The sequence below is a fragment of the Pseudomonas tehranensis genome (genome assembly GCF_014268615.1).
GTDB classification, from domain to species: domain Bacteria; phylum Pseudomonadota; class Gammaproteobacteria; order Pseudomonadales; family Pseudomonadaceae; genus Aquipseudomonas; species Aquipseudomonas tehranensis.
In genome coordinates this window covers 16,666-32,964 of the sequence record NZ_JABWQV010000015.1, presented here as the reverse complement: position 1 = coordinate 32,964, position 16,299 = coordinate 16,666, and the positions used below count along the sequence as shown (strand labels likewise).

Annotated in this window: 16 protein-coding genes; 2 read left to right on the top strand and 14 right to left on the bottom strand. The window is 61.4% G+C overall.

The window, feature by feature from the left end; translation table 11 throughout:
• Window positions 1-24 precede the first annotated feature (24 nt).
• The 3 genes from plsX to HU811_RS05415 are packed head-to-tail and all read right to left on the bottom strand — an operon-like array spanning window position 25 to window position 1,762.
• Window positions 25-1,035: a phosphate acyltransferase PlsX gene (gene plsX, locus HU811_RS05425; RefSeq protein WP_092458727.1), complete on the bottom strand. Its 1,011-nt coding sequence runs from the start codon at window positions 1,033-1,035 to the stop codon at window positions 25-27.
• 3 nt (window positions 1,036-1,038) lie between these two features.
• Window positions 1,039-1,221: a 50S ribosomal protein L32 gene (rpmF, locus tag HU811_RS05420; protein ID WP_003179396.1), complete on the bottom strand. Its 183-nt coding sequence runs from the start codon at window positions 1,219-1,221 to the stop codon at window positions 1,039-1,041.
• Window positions 1,222-1,234: 13 nt separating this feature from the next.
• A complete protein-coding gene (locus HU811_RS05415; RefSeq protein WP_003204262.1) occupies window positions 1,235-1,762 on the bottom strand; it encodes a YceD family protein in 528 nt (175 codons plus the stop codon).
• Between the two features lie 105 nt (window positions 1,763-1,867).
• Between HU811_RS05415 and HU811_RS05410 the strand changes: the two genes are divergently transcribed.
• Window positions 1,868-2,446, top strand: a complete 579-nt coding sequence (locus HU811_RS05410) for a Maf family protein (protein ID WP_186654508.1) — start codon at window positions 1,868-1,870, stop codon at window positions 2,444-2,446.
• Between the two features lie 76 nt (window positions 2,447-2,522).
• On the opposite strand, the gene HU811_RS05405 is transcribed toward HU811_RS05410, so the two are convergent.
• The 3 genes from HU811_RS05405 to rluC are packed head-to-tail and all read right to left on the bottom strand — an operon-like array spanning window position 2,523 to window position 5,142.
• Window positions 2,523-3,512: a S49 family peptidase gene (locus HU811_RS05405; protein ID WP_186654506.1), complete on the bottom strand. Its 990-nt coding sequence runs from the start codon at window positions 3,510-3,512 to the stop codon at window positions 2,523-2,525.
• A 21-nt stretch (window positions 3,513-3,533) separates the two neighbouring features.
• Complete coding sequence (locus HU811_RS05400) at window positions 3,534-4,196, bottom strand: HAD-IA family hydrolase (protein ID WP_186654504.1); 663 nt, start codon at window positions 4,194-4,196, stop codon at window positions 3,534-3,536.
• Entirely contained in the window at window positions 4,186-5,142 is a 957-nt protein-coding gene (gene rluC, locus HU811_RS05395; protein ID WP_047228192.1) for a 23S rRNA pseudouridine(955/2504/2580) synthase RluC, read from the bottom strand. The genes HU811_RS05400 and rluC overlap by 11 nt, the downstream gene beginning before the upstream one ends.
• Before the next feature lie 699 nt (window positions 5,143-5,841).
• Between rluC and rne the strand changes: the two genes are divergently transcribed.
• On the top strand, window positions 5,842-9,036 hold the full coding sequence (gene rne / locus HU811_RS05390) for a ribonuclease E (protein WP_186654501.1): 3,195 nt from the start codon (window positions 5,842-5,844) through the stop codon (window positions 9,034-9,036).
• 199 nt (window positions 9,037-9,235) lie between these two features.
• Here the strand turns inward: rne and HU811_RS05385 are convergent, their stop codons facing one another.
• From HU811_RS05385 to HU811_RS05350, 8 genes are all read right to left on the bottom strand, one after another.
• The gene (locus HU811_RS05385) at window positions 9,236-9,826 is read right to left on the bottom strand and encodes a nucleotidyltransferase family protein (RefSeq protein WP_186654499.1); all 591 of its coding nucleotides are present in this window, start codon (window positions 9,824-9,826) and stop codon (window positions 9,236-9,238) included.
• A gap of 21 nt (window positions 9,827-9,847) precedes the next feature.
• On the bottom strand, window positions 9,848-10,819 hold the full coding sequence (locus HU811_RS05380; RefSeq protein ID WP_092400053.1) for an XdhC family protein: 972 nt from the start codon (window positions 10,817-10,819) through the stop codon (window positions 9,848-9,850).
• Complete coding sequence (locus HU811_RS05375) at window positions 10,819-13,134, bottom strand: xanthine dehydrogenase family protein molybdopterin-binding subunit (protein ID WP_186654497.1); 2,316 nt, start codon at window positions 13,132-13,134, stop codon at window positions 10,819-10,821. Before HU811_RS05375 ends, HU811_RS05380 begins: the two co-directional genes overlap by 1 nt.
• On the bottom strand, window positions 13,131-13,601 hold the full coding sequence (locus HU811_RS05370; protein ID WP_047228187.1) for a (2Fe-2S)-binding protein: 471 nt from the start codon (window positions 13,599-13,601) through the stop codon (window positions 13,131-13,133). The genes HU811_RS05375 and HU811_RS05370 overlap by 4 nt, the downstream gene beginning before the upstream one ends.
• 256 nt (window positions 13,602-13,857) lie before the next feature.
• Window positions 13,858-14,877, bottom strand: a complete 1,020-nt coding sequence (gene murB, locus HU811_RS05365) for a UDP-N-acetylmuramate dehydrogenase (RefSeq protein ID WP_186654495.1) — start codon at window positions 14,875-14,877, stop codon at window positions 13,858-13,860.
• Window positions 14,874-15,338 (bottom strand): low molecular weight protein-tyrosine-phosphatase, encoded by a 465-nt coding sequence (locus HU811_RS05360; protein ID WP_092400061.1) that lies wholly within the window; start codon window positions 15,336-15,338, stop codon window positions 14,874-14,876. The genes murB and HU811_RS05360 overlap by 4 nt, the downstream gene beginning before the upstream one ends.
• Entirely contained in the window at window positions 15,338-16,102 is a 765-nt protein-coding gene (gene kdsB / locus HU811_RS05355; RefSeq protein WP_092400063.1) for a 3-deoxy-manno-octulosonate cytidylyltransferase, read from the bottom strand. The genes HU811_RS05360 and kdsB overlap by 1 nt, the downstream gene beginning before the upstream one ends.
• The gene (locus tag HU811_RS05350) at window positions 16,099-16,284 is read right to left on the bottom strand and encodes a Trm112 family protein (RefSeq protein WP_003179363.1); all 186 of its coding nucleotides are present in this window, start codon (window positions 16,282-16,284) and stop codon (window positions 16,099-16,101) included. The genes kdsB and HU811_RS05350 overlap by 4 nt, the downstream gene beginning before the upstream one ends.
• Window positions 16,285-16,299 lie beyond the last annotated feature (15 nt).

Here is a 16,299-nt window from a genome sequence, read left to right as displayed (position 1 = left end):
TTAAGCATTGTCAGACGAAAACGCCTAAGTTAACAAATCTTCGAGGCGCCCATGAAGACGCTCCGGCAGGTTTTCCTGGATTTCGATCAGCGCGCGATTGATCGCACTTTGAAACCCCTGCACGCCCGCCGAACCATGACTCTTGATCACAATGCCCTGCAGCCCGAGAAAACTTGCACCGTTATGCCGCGCCGGCGCCAGATCCGCCTGCAGCCGACGCATCAACGGCAACGCCAGGGCGCCGACCATCCGCGAGGCCAGGTTCTGCCTGAACAGCTTCTCGATACGCGTGCCGATCATGGTCGCCAGGCCTTCGCTGGACTTGAGCAAAATATTGCCGACAAAACCGTCACACACCACCACGTCCGCCTCACCCCGGTACAACCCATCGCCCTCAACGAATCCGATGTAATTGATGCCCCGCGCAGCCTGCAACAACGTAGCTGCCAGCTTGACTTGCTGGTTACCCTTGATGTCTTCGGTACCGATGTTCAGCAGCGCGACACGAGGACGCACGATACCCAGGGTTTCAGCCGCTACCGAGCCCATTACTGCAAATTGCAGTAGATGCTCGGCACTGCAATCGACGTTGGCGCCCAGATCAAGGAGCTGGCAAAAACCACGCTGGGTGGGGATGGCCGCGACCATCGCCGGCCGGTCGATGCCCGGCAAGGTCTTGAGCACGTAACGCGACAGCGCCATCAGTGCACCGGTATTGCCTGCACTGACACACGCCTGGACCTTGCCATCGCGCAGCAGCTCAAGAGCTACACGCATCGAGGCGTCAGGCTTGCCACGCAGGACCTGGGCGGGTTTTTCGTCCATGGTGATGATTTCGGACGCAGGTGCGATCGTCAGGCGCGAACGATCCACAGCCGATTGGCCGTTGAGCATTTCTTCTAGAAGGGAGGGTTGACCGACGAGGGTCAGGTGCAGCGAGGGCGTCGCATTCAGACAAGCAAGGCTGGCCTGAACAATGCTGCGGGGACCGAAGTCCCCGCCCATTGCGTCAATCGCGATGACTTGAGCGGACAAGGATTACTCGTCAGCGCCCTTGTCGATCACTTTACGACCACGGTATACGCCTTCTGGCGATACGTGGTGACGCAGGTGAACTTCACCGGTGGTTTTTTCTACAGACAGGGTGCTAGCCTCGAGAGCGTCGTGCGAACGGCGCATGTCACGGGCAGAGCGGGATTTTTTGTTCTGCTGAACAGCCATAATTGATTAACTCCTAAACGTTTGGGTCACGCTTTAACTGCGCCAATACACTGAACGGGTTGGACCGCGTTACCTCGTCCTCGCTCGGTTCGGGCTCATCTGCTCCCGCCGGCTGCTGGCATTCTTCCGGATGATGAGCAGGCACAATGGGCAAGGCGAGCAGAAGCTCCTCCTCGATCAGTGACTGCAGATCCAATGGATCTTCGCCCAGTTCCAGCACGTCATAACCTTTCGGTAACGACTGGGTATTCGCACCCTCCTTCACCACGGCGTAACTGCATTCGCTGTGGATCGGCAGGGTGACCAGCTCAAGACAACGCTGGCAAACCATTTTGACTTCAGTGTCGATAAAGCTGTGGATTACCACAGATTTACGTTCATCTCGTTCAAAAACGAATTTGGCCTGGACCGTACCGACATCGTCGGAAAGCGGGTCGCAGAGTCTCTTCAAATCGGCCAGCAGCAGCTCACCTTGAAGGGTGGTGCCACGGTCAGCCAATTTGCGCGGGTCAACGTGAGGTGGAATCGGGTCATTCAACATAGGCGCAGCATTATAGGGATGCACCCGGCCATGTCAAAGGAAATTCAGCCCTGTCCGTCACTTGCGCGCCTCGCTAGAATTCGCCCCTGCCTTTTGGAGATGCCCATGCTGCCTTTATTACTCGCCTCAAGCTCAGTGTATCGCCGGCAATTGCTTGCCCGTCTGGGGCTACCGTTCGTCTGCAGCTCACCGGACATCGACGAAAGCCGTCGGCCTGACGAGCCGGCACTCGACCTGGTAAAACGCCTGGCCCGAGAAAAAGCCTTGGCTCTGGCAGACAGCCATCCGGGACACCTGATCATCGGCTCGGACCAGGTGGCTGTGCTCGGCGAGCAAATCCTGGGCAAGCCCCATACATTCGAAAACGCCCGCGAACAGCTGCTGGCCGCCAGCGGCGCCCGGGTCAGTTTTCTGACCGGCCTGGCGGTACTTAACAGCCAGACCGGTGCCTGCCAGGTCGATTGTGTTCCGTTTACCGTTCACATGCGCACGCTGGACCCGGCGCGCGTCGAACGCTACCTACTGGCCGAACAACCTTATGACTGCGCGGGCAGCTTCAAGGCCGAAGGACTTGGCGTGAGCCTGTTCCAGAGCACGGAAGGACCGGACGCCACCAGCCTGGTTGGCCTGCCACTGATTCGCCTTGTGGATATGTTGCTGGCCGAGGGCGTGCAAATCCCCTGAAGCCCGGACCTGCACACACCTGTGGCGAGGGAGCTTGCCCTCTCGCCACAGGGATCGGTGCGATCTTTCAGGTCACTCAGCGCAACGTCGGCCCCTGGAACCCCATCCACATCGCCAAATGCTCGGCAATGCTCGCCCCCAGCTTCTTCGAGAAGCGATCAAACGGCGATTCTTCGATGGTGAAGTCCACCAACTCCTTCTCACCAATCACGTCCCGCGCCACCGAACTGGCGCTACCCAAGCCATCGATCAAGCCCAGCGGCAAGGCCTGCTCCCCAGACCAGACCAAGCCGGAGAACAGCTCGGGATGCTCCTTGTCTTTGAGCCGCTCACCCCGCCCCTTCTTGACGCTGGCAATGAACTGCTTGTGGGTCGTGTCGAGCACGCCCTGCCAAAACACGGTCTCTTCAGGCTTTTGTGGCTGGAACGGATCAAGGAACGACTTGTGCTCCCCTGAGGTGTACACCCGACGCTCCACGCCAAGCTTCTCCATCGTCCCGACAAAACCGTAACCGGCCGCCGTCACACCAATGGAGCCCACCAGGCTCGCCTTGTCGGCATAGATCTGATCGGCCGCGCTGGCAATATAGTACGCACCGGAAGCCCCCAGATCGGAAATGACCGCGTAGACCTTGGTGTTCGGGTGCAACGCGCGCAACCGGACGATCTCGTCATAGACATAACCCGACTGCACCGGGCTGCCACCCGGACTGTTGATGCGCAATATCACACCCTTGACCTTGGGATCTTCGAAAGCAGCCCGCAAGCTACCGACAATATTGTCCGCGCTGGCAGGCTCCTTATGGGCAATCATGCCTTCGATGTCGATCAACGCCGTGTACCCGGAGCCCCGCACGGCACTTTTTTCCATGTCAAACAGGGGCGTGAACAGCAATAGCGCGACAAAGAGATAAACAAACGTCAGCAACTTGAAGAAAATGCCCCAGCGACGGGAACGACGTTGCTCCTGCACACCGGCCAGCAAGGTCTTCTCCAACAGCTTCCAGCTTTTGTCGTCACCGTTCTCGGCGCTCGCCTTGGCCGGTGCTTTCCATTCGTCGGTCATGCAAGTATCCCCAGCAAAAACTTAATTGGCCCGCTGGCTCAGCCAGGCGTGCAATTCAGGAAAATGGTCGATCGCCAGCCGCGGCTCGAAGGCCTGCAGCGCCGCGATCGTCTGCGCGCCGTAGCTCACCGCGACCGACCCCATGCCGGCGTTACGCGCCATCTGCAGGTCAAACGAGGAATCCCCCACCATCAACGCCTGCTCCGGCTGCATGCCGCAGTGAGCCAGGATTTGCTCGAGCATCAGCGGATGCGGCTTACTGGCCGTTTCGTCCGCAGCCCGGGTGATATCGAAATAATCGTTCCAACCATGGGATTTCAGCACCCGATCCAGCCCGCGACGCGCCTTGCCGGTGGCGACAGCCAGGCGATACCCGTCGCCCCTCAAGGCTTCAAGGGTGTCTACCACACCGTCAAATAACGGCGAAGGCTCAGCCTCCAGCGCAATGTAGTGATCAGCGTAATACTGGCGAAAAACCAGCAACTCAGGGTCACTGATCTCCGGGTACAGACTGCGGATCGCTTCCGGCAAGCCGAGACCGATGATGCCCTTCACGGCAAAATCATCACACCTGGCAAAACCCGCACGGTCAGAGGCGGCATGCATTGCCTCCACAATCCGACCGATGGAGTTCGCCAGAGTGCCGTCCCAATCGAAGATCAGCAGCTTATATTCAGGATGCACTCAACCGCTCCACGGTCTTGGCCCACATTTCATCCACTGGAGCCTGCAATTTCAGCTCACCACCATCGGGCAACGGCACGGTCAACATGTAGGCATGGAGAAACAGGCGCTTGCCACCCAGATCACGGATTTCCCGGGTGAAGTCGTCATCGCCGTACTTGCTGTCCCCAGCGATGCAATGCCCGGCATGCAGCGTGTGGACGCGAATCTGGTGGGTGCGGCCGGTCACCGGCTTGGCCTCGACCATGGTGGCGAAATCACCAAAGCGGCGCAGCACCTTGAACACCGTCAGGGCCTCCTTGCCTTCTTCGTTGACTTCCACCATGCGCTCGCCGGAACGCAGGTTGCTCTTGAGCAACGGCGCACGGACTTGCTTGATGGACGTATCCCAACGCCCCCGCACCAGCGCCATGTAGCGCTTGTCGACGCCATCGCCGCGCAATTGCTCATGCAAATGCCGCAACATGCTGCGCTTCTTGGCGATCATCAGCAGGCCGGAGGTGTCGCGATCCAAGCGATGGACCAACTCCAGTTCCTTGGCGTCGGGGCGCAACTGACGAAAGGCCTCGATCACGCCGAAATTCAGGCCGCTGCCGCCGTGAACCGCAATGCCCGCAGGCTTGTTGAGCACAATCAGCGCCTTGTCTTCGAAGACGATCGAGGCTTCCAGGCGCTGCAACAGACCCTGGGCCAGGGGCACGGGCTCATCGCGCTCGGGCACGCGAACCGGCGGCACGCGCACGATATCGCCCGCCTGAAGCTTGTACTCGGGCTTGATCCGACCTTTGTTCACCCGCACTTCGCCCTTGCGCAAAATGCGATAGATCAAGGTCTTGGGCACGCCTTTGAGTCGGGCTAGAAGGAAGTTATCGATTCGTTGGCCGGCATATTCCGGCGAGACCTCGAGCAGTTGAACGCCAGGGGTCGAAGGGGCAGTAGTTGTCATGGCGGCGATGATAACAATTTTTTATGGAATTGAAGCACTTAATCATTGCTGCTATAGTCGCGAACGCCGCCAAAAGCGGCTGGACAGCGGACTAGCGGTCAAAAACCGGCCCTGACCAACGCAATTCACGAGGACGAGAGGCCGTCCTACGGGGCTTTTGCTAGATAACGGCAGAGTTTGCAGGTGTAACGAGCGCAGGTGACATGAGGCCTGAAATACGCGGCAAAGCAGAGTTTTGACTCGCCTTGCGCGCCACATTCACGGCCAGTTCACAAAGTGCAGTCACCGGTAGACGACCCCGAGCGAGAGCTTCGGAAACAACGCCTAAATTAGCCATGATGCGTGACCTCCCCTTTCGGAGCTCACGGTAAATGCCAACCCGCTGCGGATTCTGCGCGCGGCAGCACCCGATTATCAGGGATACGTGTAGGGTGGAGATGTACAACCGTCGGACTGTGTAGCACTAGGCTTATATTTAGACGCTTCATCTCGTCCACAGGCGCCGGTTGATTCCTCCTCCTGACTGAGTGCTTGAACAGCCAGCAAGCAGGACGCGTCCGTCGCGACTTCGCCATCATTGGGTCGAACTCGCTGGACACTGGAATGGCCCGGCCACTTCCATGACGCACCTGACACCGACCGTGAGAAGTCGTGTGTGCCGAACGCCGTTTCCGGCAGCCCGGAAACCGACGGTACTACATGAAAAGAATGCTGATTAACGCAACTCAACCCGAAGAGTTGCGTGTTGCACTGGTAGACGGCCAGCGCCTCTACGACCTGGATATCGAATCCGGTGCACGCGAGCAGAAGAAGGCCAACATCTATAAAGGCCGGATTACTCGCATCGAACCAAGCCTTGAGGCTGCCTTTGTCGATTTCGGCTCCGAGCGCCACGGCTTCCTGCCCCTCAAAGAAATCTCCCGCGAATACTTCAAGAAGGCTCCTGAAGGCCGCGTCAACATCAAGGACGTCCTGAGCGAAGGCCAGGAAGTCATCGTCCAGGTCGAAAAAGAAGAGCGTGGCAACAAGGGCGCAGCCCTGACCACCTTCATCAGCCTGGCGGGCCGTTACCTGGTCCTGATGCCGAACAACCCTCGCGCCGGTGGCATCTCCCGCCGCATCGAAGGCGAAGAGCGTAATGAACTGCGCGAAGCCCTCAACGGCCTGGTTGCCCCGGCCGACATGGGCCTGATCGTTCGCACCGCCGGCCTTGGCCGCAGCAGCGAAGAAATGCAGTGGGACCTCGATTACCTGCTGCAACTGTGGACCGCCATCAAGGAAGCCTCGCTGGATCGCTCCGCGCCGTTCCTGATCTACCAGGAAAGCAACGTCATCATCCGCGCGATCCGCGACTACCTGCGCCAGGACATCGGCGAAGTGTTGATCGACAGCGTTGAAGCCCAGGACGAAGCCCTGACCTTCATCCGCCAGGTCATGCCGCAGTACGCCAGCAAGATCAAGCTTTACGAAGACAGCGTTCCGCTGTTCAACCGTTTCCAGATCGAAAGCCAGATCGAGACTGCGTTCCAGCGCGTCGTCGAACTGCCGTCCGGCGGCTCCATTGTCATCGATCCGACCGAAGCCCTGGTGTCCATCGACATCAACTCGGCGCGCGCCACCAAAGGCAGCGACATCGAAGAAACCGCCCTGCAGACCAACCTTGAAGCCGCCGAAGAAATCGCCCGTCAGTTGCGCCTGCGCGACATCGGCGGCCTGATCGTCATCGACTTCATCGACATGACCCCGGCCAAGAACCAGCGCGCCGTGGAAGAGAAGGTCCGTGAGTGCCTGGAAGCCGACCGCGCCCGCGTGCAGGTCGGTCGTATCTCGCGCTTCGGCCTGCTGGAAATGTCCCGTCAGCGCCTGCGTCCTTCCCTGGGCGAGAGCAGCGGCATCGTCTGCCCGCGTTGCAACGGCACCGGCATCATCCGTGACGTCGAGTCGCTGTCCCTGGCGATCCTGCGCCTGATCGAAGAAGAAGCCCTGAAAGACCGCACCGCCGAAGTTCGCGCCCAGGTGCCGATCCCAGTGGCGGCGTTCCTGCTCAACGAAAAACGCAACTCGATCACCAAGATCGAACTGCGCACCCGCGCCCGTATCGTCATCCTGCCGAACGATCACCTCGAGACGCCGCACTTCGAAGTGCAGCGCCTGCGTGATGACAGCCCGGAAGCCCACACCAATCAGTCCAGCTACGAAATCGCTGCTGCCGCTGCCGAAGTGGAAGAAGTCCAGCCGGCTGCCGCCACTCGCACCCTGGTTCGCCAGGAAGCCGCGGTCAAGACGGCTCCAGCCCGCGCCAATGCACCGGTTCCGACCGAAGCAGCCGCGCCGGCACCGGCACCTGCCGCCGCACCTGAACCAAGCCTGTTCAAAGGCCTGGTGAAATCCCTGGTCAGCCTGTTCGCCACCAAGGAAGAGCCGGCTGCGCCGACCGTTGTCACCAAGCCAGCGACTACCGAGCGTCCAGCCCGCAACGAAGAACGTCGCAATGGTCGTCAGCAGACCCGCAACCGCAACGGTCGTCGTGACGAAGAGCGCAAACCCCGTGAAGAACGTGCACCGCGTGAAGAGCGCGCGCCACGTGAGCCACGTGAAGAACGCCAGCCTCGCGAAGCCCGTGAGGAAGCGCCAGCCGTAGCCCGCGAAGAACGCGCGCCGCGTCCGCCGCGCGAAGAGCGCCAACCGCGCGCACCTCGTGAAGATCGCAAGCCACGTGGCGAGCGTGAAGAACGTGTTCGCGAGCTGCGCGAACCACTGGATGCCACTCCCGCCGCCGCTGCCGTCACCGCTGAAGAGCGTCCGGCCCGTCAGCCTCGCGAAGAACGCGCACCGCGTCCGCCACGTGAAGAGCGTCAACCACGCTCCGAGCAGGCTGCCGCTGCCAGCGAAGAGGAAGTACTGAACAGCGAAGAGCAACTGCAGGAAGACGGTCAGGACAACGCCGAAGGCGATCGTCCACGCCGCCGCTCCCGTGGTCAGCGTCGCCGTAGCAACCGTCGTGAGCGTCAACGCGACGCCAACGGCAATGTGATCGAAGGTTCGGAAGCATCCGAATCCACCGAGAACACCGAAGCGCCAAGTGCTGCCGACCTCGCCGCCGGCCTGGCCGTCACCGCTGCGGTTGCCAGCAGCTCGATCAGCGCCCCCGCTGAAGCCGAGGCGCACGAACAGGCCGAACGCGCTACCGCCGTGGTGGAAAACGCGCCGGTTGAAGCGCCTGTGGTCGAAGCCACTACCCCGCTAGAAACCACCGCTTCGCCAGAAGTGGAACTCGCCCCGGCACGTGAAACCCAGCCCGAAGCCGAAGCCGAGCCTGCACCGGTCGTCGAGCAGCCAGTGCTGGCCGCTGAGCCTGTATTCGAAGCTGCGGCCGAGGAAAAAGCACCAGAGCCTGCCCGTGAAGAGCAGACTGCGTTCAACTGGACCGCAGAGCCAGCCGCACCGGCACCTGTTGTCGAGCCAGAACCGGCACCAGAACCTGTGAAAGCGGTCGAAGCGCAAGTGATCGAACCGGCTCCAGTGGTCGAAGCGCCCGTTGCTGTCGAAGCACCAGCCCCGGTGGAAGAGCCAGCACCTGCCAGCGCCCTGACCCCCAACGGTCGTGCGCCGAACGATCCGCGTGAAGTGCGTCGTCGCAAGCGTGAAGCTGAGCGCCTGCAGAAGGAAGCCGAACAAGCTGCCGCTGCCGCTGCTCAAGCACCTGTGGCCGAGCCGGCACCCGTGGAGCAAGCAATCGAGGCAGCCCCTGCCCCGGTTGCAGAAACCACAGATGAACCTGCTATCGTTGAAGCGGCTCCGGTGATCGACGAACCTCAGCACTCCGCTGAAGAAATCGAACCTCGCCACACTGAAGCACTGGAAAAAGAGCACGAGCCAAAACCTCACGCTTGATTCCATCGCCCAGTAAAAAGCCCCGCCTGGTTGTGATACCAGGCGGGGCTTTTTTATGTCTTCAGACTTATCCACATAAGTGTTGGGATTCTGTGAGAGCGGGCTTGCTCGCGAATGCGGTAGCACAGTCAACATCGATGCAAGCTGATCCAATGCTTTTCGCGAGCAAGCCTGCTCCCACAGGGATCCGCGTCGGCTGTTATTTGAAGATCAGTGCTTCTGGTACGTCCACATCCCAAAGCACACCAGGATCATCCACGGTTACCTCGGCCACATGCGTCCCGGCAAACAGCGTCCTGGCGCCGCGATCTCCGGTCAACGCCATCAACTTCGGCCCGAACGAGCGCCCGAATCCAACCGGATGTCCATACTCACCTGCCAATACGGGCACACTGATGCCATCCTCGCTGATCTGCGCCACCACCTGCTCGATGCTCGACGGCAGGATGAACGGCATATCACCCAGCACGATCAGCCAACCATCAAGGCCCGGGCAAGCCTGGATGCCAGCGGCAATGCTGTCCCCCAAACCGGGCGAGTCCAGCTCCACGAAATCGCAGCCATAGGCCTGGGCCATGCGAATAGCCTGCGGACGATCCTTGCTCGTCACCAGCAGGCGTTTTTCCAGGGCGGCAGGTAAATTCACCAGCACCTGCTCGATCACTGACCGGACAGCGCCGTCACGCCCCGTGCAATCGGCCAGCAGCTTATCTTTGTCCTGGCCGGCAACCTGACGGAAACGGCTGCCCGATCCTGCCGCGAGAATGATCACGCCAATCGACTCAGACATCCCCGCCTCCTCGCCCGCCGATTACAGCGGCTTTTTCTGACGCAACTCGACGCCATTCTTGATCGCCACGATTTCAGCCAGCAACGACAAGGCAATTTCCGCCGGCGTATGGCTGCCGATGTGCAAACCGATCGGGCCATGCAGCCGTTCGATCGCCTGTGCAGACAAGCCTAGCTGAGCCAGGTTATCCCGGCGCTTCTGGCTGTTCACCCGAGAGCCCAGGGCCCCGACATAAAACGCCTTGGAGTCCAGGGCCGTGAGCAACGCCATGTCGTCCAACCGTGGATCATGGGTCAGGGCGACAATGGCGGTGCGCTCGTCGGTCTGGATGCTCAACACCGCTTCGTCGGGCATGCCGGAAACGAAGCGGCCATGCTGCTCTTCCCAACCGTAGACAAATTCCTTGCGCGGATCGCAGATCAACACCTCGAAATCCAGCAACCGGGCCATTTCTGCCACATAACGCGACAGTTGCCCCGCGCCGATCAACAGCAGCCGCCAGCGCGGGCCGTAGATGGCCCGCAGGACTTGACCGTCGAATACCAATGCGTCGGTTTTGCTGGCCGACATCAGCAGCACTTCGCCTGTGGCGACGGTCAGCTCACGGGCGACAATTTCATGGCCTTCGCAGCGTTCCAGCAGTTGCGCCACCCATTGCGGATCGCCGACCCGTTCTTCGGTCAGGCGCAAAGTACCGCCGCACGGCAGGCCGAAGCGCGCCGCCTCCTCACGAGTCACGCCATAGGTGATGAGCTGCACGGGTGGACCGTCCGCTGGAATACGCCCGTCATGCAGCCGGGCGATCAGGTCATCCTCGACACAACCGCCCGATACCGAGCCAATCACCACACCGTCCTCGCGCAGAGCCAGCATCGCCCCCGGAGGCCTTGGCGCCGTGCCCCAGGTCTGGACCACGGTGAACAACACCACCCGCTGCCCGGCGCGGCGCCATTGAAGCACGCTGCGCAGGACATTCAGATCAACGCTGTCCATCAGGCTTTCGCCTGCTGCCAGCCCTGCAACTGATAACGCACGGGCAGCTCGCGGATGCGTTTGCCGGTGACGGCGAAAATCGCGTTGCACAGCGCCGGCGCAATCGGCGGCACACCCGGTTCACCCACACCGCCCAGCGGCACCTCGCCCGGCGGCGTGACCAAGTGCACCGCGACCTCCTTGGGAGCCAGCGACATGCGCGCCACTTCGTACATGTGGAAGTTGTCTTGCTGGACCTTGCCGTCCTTGAAGCTGATCTCCCCCACCACTGCATTGCCCAGGCCCATGACGCAGGCGCCTTCGAACTGGGAACGGATACGCTCGGGGTTGATCTGCGGGCCGCAGTCCACGGCAATATCGGCCTTGTGCACGATCAACGTACCATCGTCCTTGACCTCCACCTCAAGCGCTACCGCCACGTAGGTGACGAAGCTGTAATGCACCGCCAGCCCCAGGCCGCGGCCCTTGGGCAGTTTGCGGCCCCAACCGGCGGCCTTGGCGGCGGTTTCCAGCACGGTGCGGATTCGCGCCGTATCGATGGGATAACGCTCGGGGGATTCGCCGTAGTTCCACTCTTCATTCAAGGTGCGCGGATCGATCTTACGGTCCGGGCCAAGCAATTTGACGTGATACGCCAGTGGATCCTGGCCGGCCTTGTGGGCCAATTCGTCGATGAAACTCTGAATCGCAAAACCGTGGGGAATGTTCGATACCGAGCGGTACCAGCCAACCCTCGTATGGGCCACCGCTTCAGGGTTCTCCAGGCGCATGTTGGGAATTGCGTAGGCCATGTTGGTCACGCCCATGCCCACTTCGAACGGCGCTTCGTGGGTCATGCCCGGTGCAAACAGTGCGGTAATGGTCGGGGCTACGGTGCGATGCAGCCAGCCGGACGGCATCCCGTCCTGGTTCAGGCCAGCCTTGAGGTATTCGGCCGATACGGTGTGGAAATACGAATGATGGATGTCATCTTCGCGGGTCCACTGCACCCGCACCGCCTGGCCAGGAAACTCCTTGGCCAACACGGCCGCCTCGAGGACAAAATCGGGCTTGGACTTGCGCCCGAAACCGCCACCCAGCAGCGTGATGTGTACCGTGACCTTGTCGAAAGGGATCCCCAATCGTTCGGCGACACGTTCACGGGTGACCTGCGGCGCCTGGCTCGGTGCCCAGGCTTCGCACTGGCCATCCTTGAACCGCGCGACGGCGACCATCGGCTCCATCGGCGACTGAGACAGGTGCGGCAGGTAATAGGACGCTTCCAGGGTCGCGTCGGCCTTGGCCAACGCGTCGTCGAGGTCACCCGTGCTGCGCAGGACTTTCCCGGGCTTGAGAGCAGCGGCTTCCAGTTCCTTGCGATAGGCGACGGAGTCATAACCAGCATTCGGGCCGTCATCCCACTCGATTTTCAGCGCCTCGCGGCCCTTGATCGCCGCCCAGGTGTTTTTCGCCACGACCGCCACGCCGCCCAGCGGCTGGAACTCGGAGGGCAGCGGACGTCCTTCGATCTGCAGCACCTTGACCACGCCCGGTACTTTCAGCGCCGCGCTGCTGTCCACACTCTTGACCTTGCCACCATAGACGGGCGGGCGAGCCACGACGGCATAGAGCATGCCATCGAAATGTACATCAGCCCCAAACACGGCACGACCGTTGACGACGTCTTCGCCATCGATGGCCCGGCTCGATTCCTTGCCGATGTAGCGAAACTCCGAAGGCTGCTTGAGGCGCAGGCTGTCACGGGCGGGAACTGGCAAGGCACTGGCCGCGGCGGCCAACGCGCCATAGCCCAGCTCCCGACCGGAAGGCTGGTGCACGACTTTGTGCAATTGGGCACGACACTCACTCGCCGGGACATTCCACTGGGCAGCGGCGGCCAGTTCCAGCATGGTCCGGGCGGCGGCCCCGCAACGACGCATTGGCTCGTACCAGTGGCGCATGCTGCGCGAACCGTCGGTGTCCTGGTTGCCGAAGCGCACCTCATCAGCCGGTGCCTGCTGCACCTTGACCTGCGCCCAGTCAGCGTCCAGTTCATCGGCCACCACCATGGTCAGGCTGGTGCGCACACCCTGGCCCATTTCCGAACGATTGCAGATCACCGTCACGCTGCCATCGGCGGCGATGCTCACGTACACCTTCGGGTCGTCGATCACACCATTGGGCATGCCCTCGCCGCCGAACTTCTTGTCCTCGGCAAAGGCGTCCGGCAGGCCCCAACTGGCGGCCAGCACCAACACACCAGTGGCGCTCGCGCCTTTGAGGAAACCACGCCGGCTGAGGTTGCTCAGCACAAAGTCATTGGGCAAGCGGCTCATGCCTTGGCCTCCTTCAGATGGGTGGAAGCCTGGCGGATCGCCGTCTTGATCCGGTTATAAGTGCCGCAGCGGCAGATGTTGCCGACCATGGCCTCTTCGATCTGCTCATCGCTCGGGTTGGGATTGGTCTTAAGCAAGGCGGTCGCGGACATGATCTGCCCGCCCTGGCAGTAGCCGCACTGGGCTACGGCGGTATCGAGCCAGGCCTTCTGGACAATTTGCCCGACCGGGTCGACGTGCAGGGCATCGATGGTGGTGACATTCTGGCCTTTCACCGAGCCGATCGGGGTGATGCAACTGCGCGCCGGGGCGCCGTCGATGTGAATGGTACAGGCGCCGCACAGACCCATGCCGCAGCCGAATTTGGTGCCGTTGTAACCGGCCACATCCCGGATCGCCCACAGCAGCGGCATGTCCTCGGTCACATCCAGTTGGTGATCTTTTCCATTGAGTTTCAGGGTAATCATGGGCACGCCCGCACAGTGATCGAGTGATGGGGTCGAGCAATCTGCCGTTTGGGCAACGGTTCGGTTGGCGCAGACTGACTCAGGCTAATAGGGCTCTCTTGTGCAAACACGCAAGCGTCTGCACCGGGCCTTCAATAATGCGATGGTCGCATCGTTAGCCCACTAAATTAACCCAGGATTAAGCAAAACGCCCTGCACAATCCTGCACAAATGATCCTTGTGCGAGGTTGTGCAGGGCGCTCGATGAAAGCCAGGTTCAGTACCGATTGGGCTCCATTTCCAGATCGACCTGAAAACGTTCGGCAATGTCTTTCTGGATACGCAGGGCCAGATCCAGCAATTGCGGACCGGTAGCGCAGCCGTAGTTGACCAGCACCAACGCCTGCAACTTATGCACCCCGGCGTCGCCTTCGCGAAAGCCTTTCCAACCGGCGCGCTCGATCAGCCAACCGGCGGCGATTTTCATCTGCCCTTCGGGTTGTGGATAAGCCACCAGATCAGGGTATTGCAGCTTGAGTTGCGCGACATGCGAAGCCGGCACCAGCGGGTTCTTGAAGAAACTGCCGGCATTGCCCAGCACGGCCGGGTCCGGGAGCTTTTCACTGCGAATGCTGCAGATGGCCCGGCTGACATCCGAGGGAGTCGCCTGTTCGATGCCCAGTTCGGTCAACCGCTGGCGGACCGGACCGTACTCCAGGTGCAGATGCGCGGCGCGACTGAGGGCAAAGCGCACCCGCAGGATCAGCCAGCGACCCGCTTGCTGCTTGAACAGGCTGTCGCGGTAGGCGAAGCGGCATTCTTCGAGGGTGAAATCGCGCTGCTCACCGGTCTGGCGATCCAGGGCGGTGAGGCCGGCGAACACATCCTTGATCTCCACGCCGTAGGCACCGATGTTTTGCATCGGCGCGGCCCCCACCGTACCCGGAATCAGGCTGAGGTTTTCCAGCCCCGACCAGCCTTGGGCCAGCGTGTACTGGACGAAGGGGTGCCACGGTTCGCCTGCTTCGGCTTCGATCAGAACCCGCTCGCCATCATCGCTGAGCAGGCGAATCCCTTGACTGGCCATGCGCAACACCAGCGCGTCGATATCGCCGGTCAGCAGCAGGTTGCTGCCGCCACCGATCACCAGCAACGGCACTTCATTGGCGCTGGCATAGGCCAGCGCCTCGCGAACATCGGCGTCGCTATGAGCTTCGGCGAATAACCGGGCGGTGACGTCCACGCCAAAGCTGTTGAACGGCTTGAGGCTGACGCCGGCCCGCACCTGCAAGGTCATAGCCGCCCCTTCAATTCGATCACCAGGCGGTCCGTGGCTCGCTCGATCAGGTCCAGCACTTGCTCGAAACCTTGTTCGCCGTCGTAGTACGGGTCTGGCACGTCATCGAGTTCAGCCTCGTAGCGGCGCAGGAACAGATCCAGTTCGGCCCTGCCATTGCTCGGTTGCAGGGCTTTTAGGTTGCGCAGGTTGCTGCCGTCCATTGCCAGGATCAGGTCGTAAGTGGCGAAATCGGCCCGGCTGACTTGGCGGGCACGCTGGGCCGACAGGTCATAGCCGCGTCGCAGGGCCGCAGCCTGGCTGCGCTTGTCCGGGGCCTTGCCGACGTGCCAGTCACCGGTGCCGGCGGAGGCGACTTCCACCTGCTCGGCCAGCCCGGCCTCGCGCAGCTTGTGCCGCAGGATGCCTTCGGCGGTGGGTGATCGGCAGATGTTGCCGAGGCAGACAAACAGAACCCGCATCAGGCCTCCAGCAGGCGACGAACGCGCTCGAGGTCTTCCACGGTGTCGACGCCGGTCGGCGGGGCAATCAGCGCATCGGCGACATGGATTCGCACGCCGTGCCACAGGGCACGCAATTGCTCCAGGGACTCGGTGTTTTCCAGCCAGCACGGGCCCCAGGCGACGAAATCCTGGAGGAAACCGGCGCGGTAAGCGTAGATACCGATGTGGCGGCGGTACGGCACGCCGTCAGGCATCGCGTCGCGACTTTGCGCGAATGCATCACGCGCCCAGGGCAAGGTGGCGCGGCTGAAGGTCAGCGCCAGGCCATTGAGATCGCTGACGACCTTGACCACGTTGGGGTTGAACAGGGTTTGCACATCCTCGATCGGCTCGGCCAGGGTGGCCATGCGCGCTTCGGGATGGAGTGCCAGATTGTTTGCAACCTGATCGATCACACTGGGCGGGATCAACGGTTCATCGCCCTGCACATTGACCACGATGGCGTCGGGTTCCAGGCCCAGCTTGGCGGCGACTTCGGCCAGACGATCAGTCCCGGAGTTGTGATCCTCGCGCGTCAGCACCACTTCGGCGCCAAAACCCTTGCACGCTTGCACGATGCGCGCATCGTCGGTCGCCACTACCACGCGCTGGGCGCTGCTTTTGCAAGCCTGCTCCCATACGTGCTGGATCATCGGCTTGCCGGCGATCAACAGCAACGGCTTGCCAGGCAGGCGCGTCGAGGCAAAGCGCGACGGAATGACAACGGTAAAGGCTGCGGTCATTTATCCAAGCGCTCGTCGGTGGTCAGGGTACGGGCCTCGCTTTCGAGCATCACCGGGATGCCATCGCGAATCGGATAGGCCAGGCCGGCGCCTTTACTGATCAGCTCGGTTTTGTCGGCGCTGAGTTTGAGCGGGCCTTTGCAGACCGGGCAGGCCAGAATGTCGAGCAGTTTGGTGTCCATGATATTTCCCTGGAT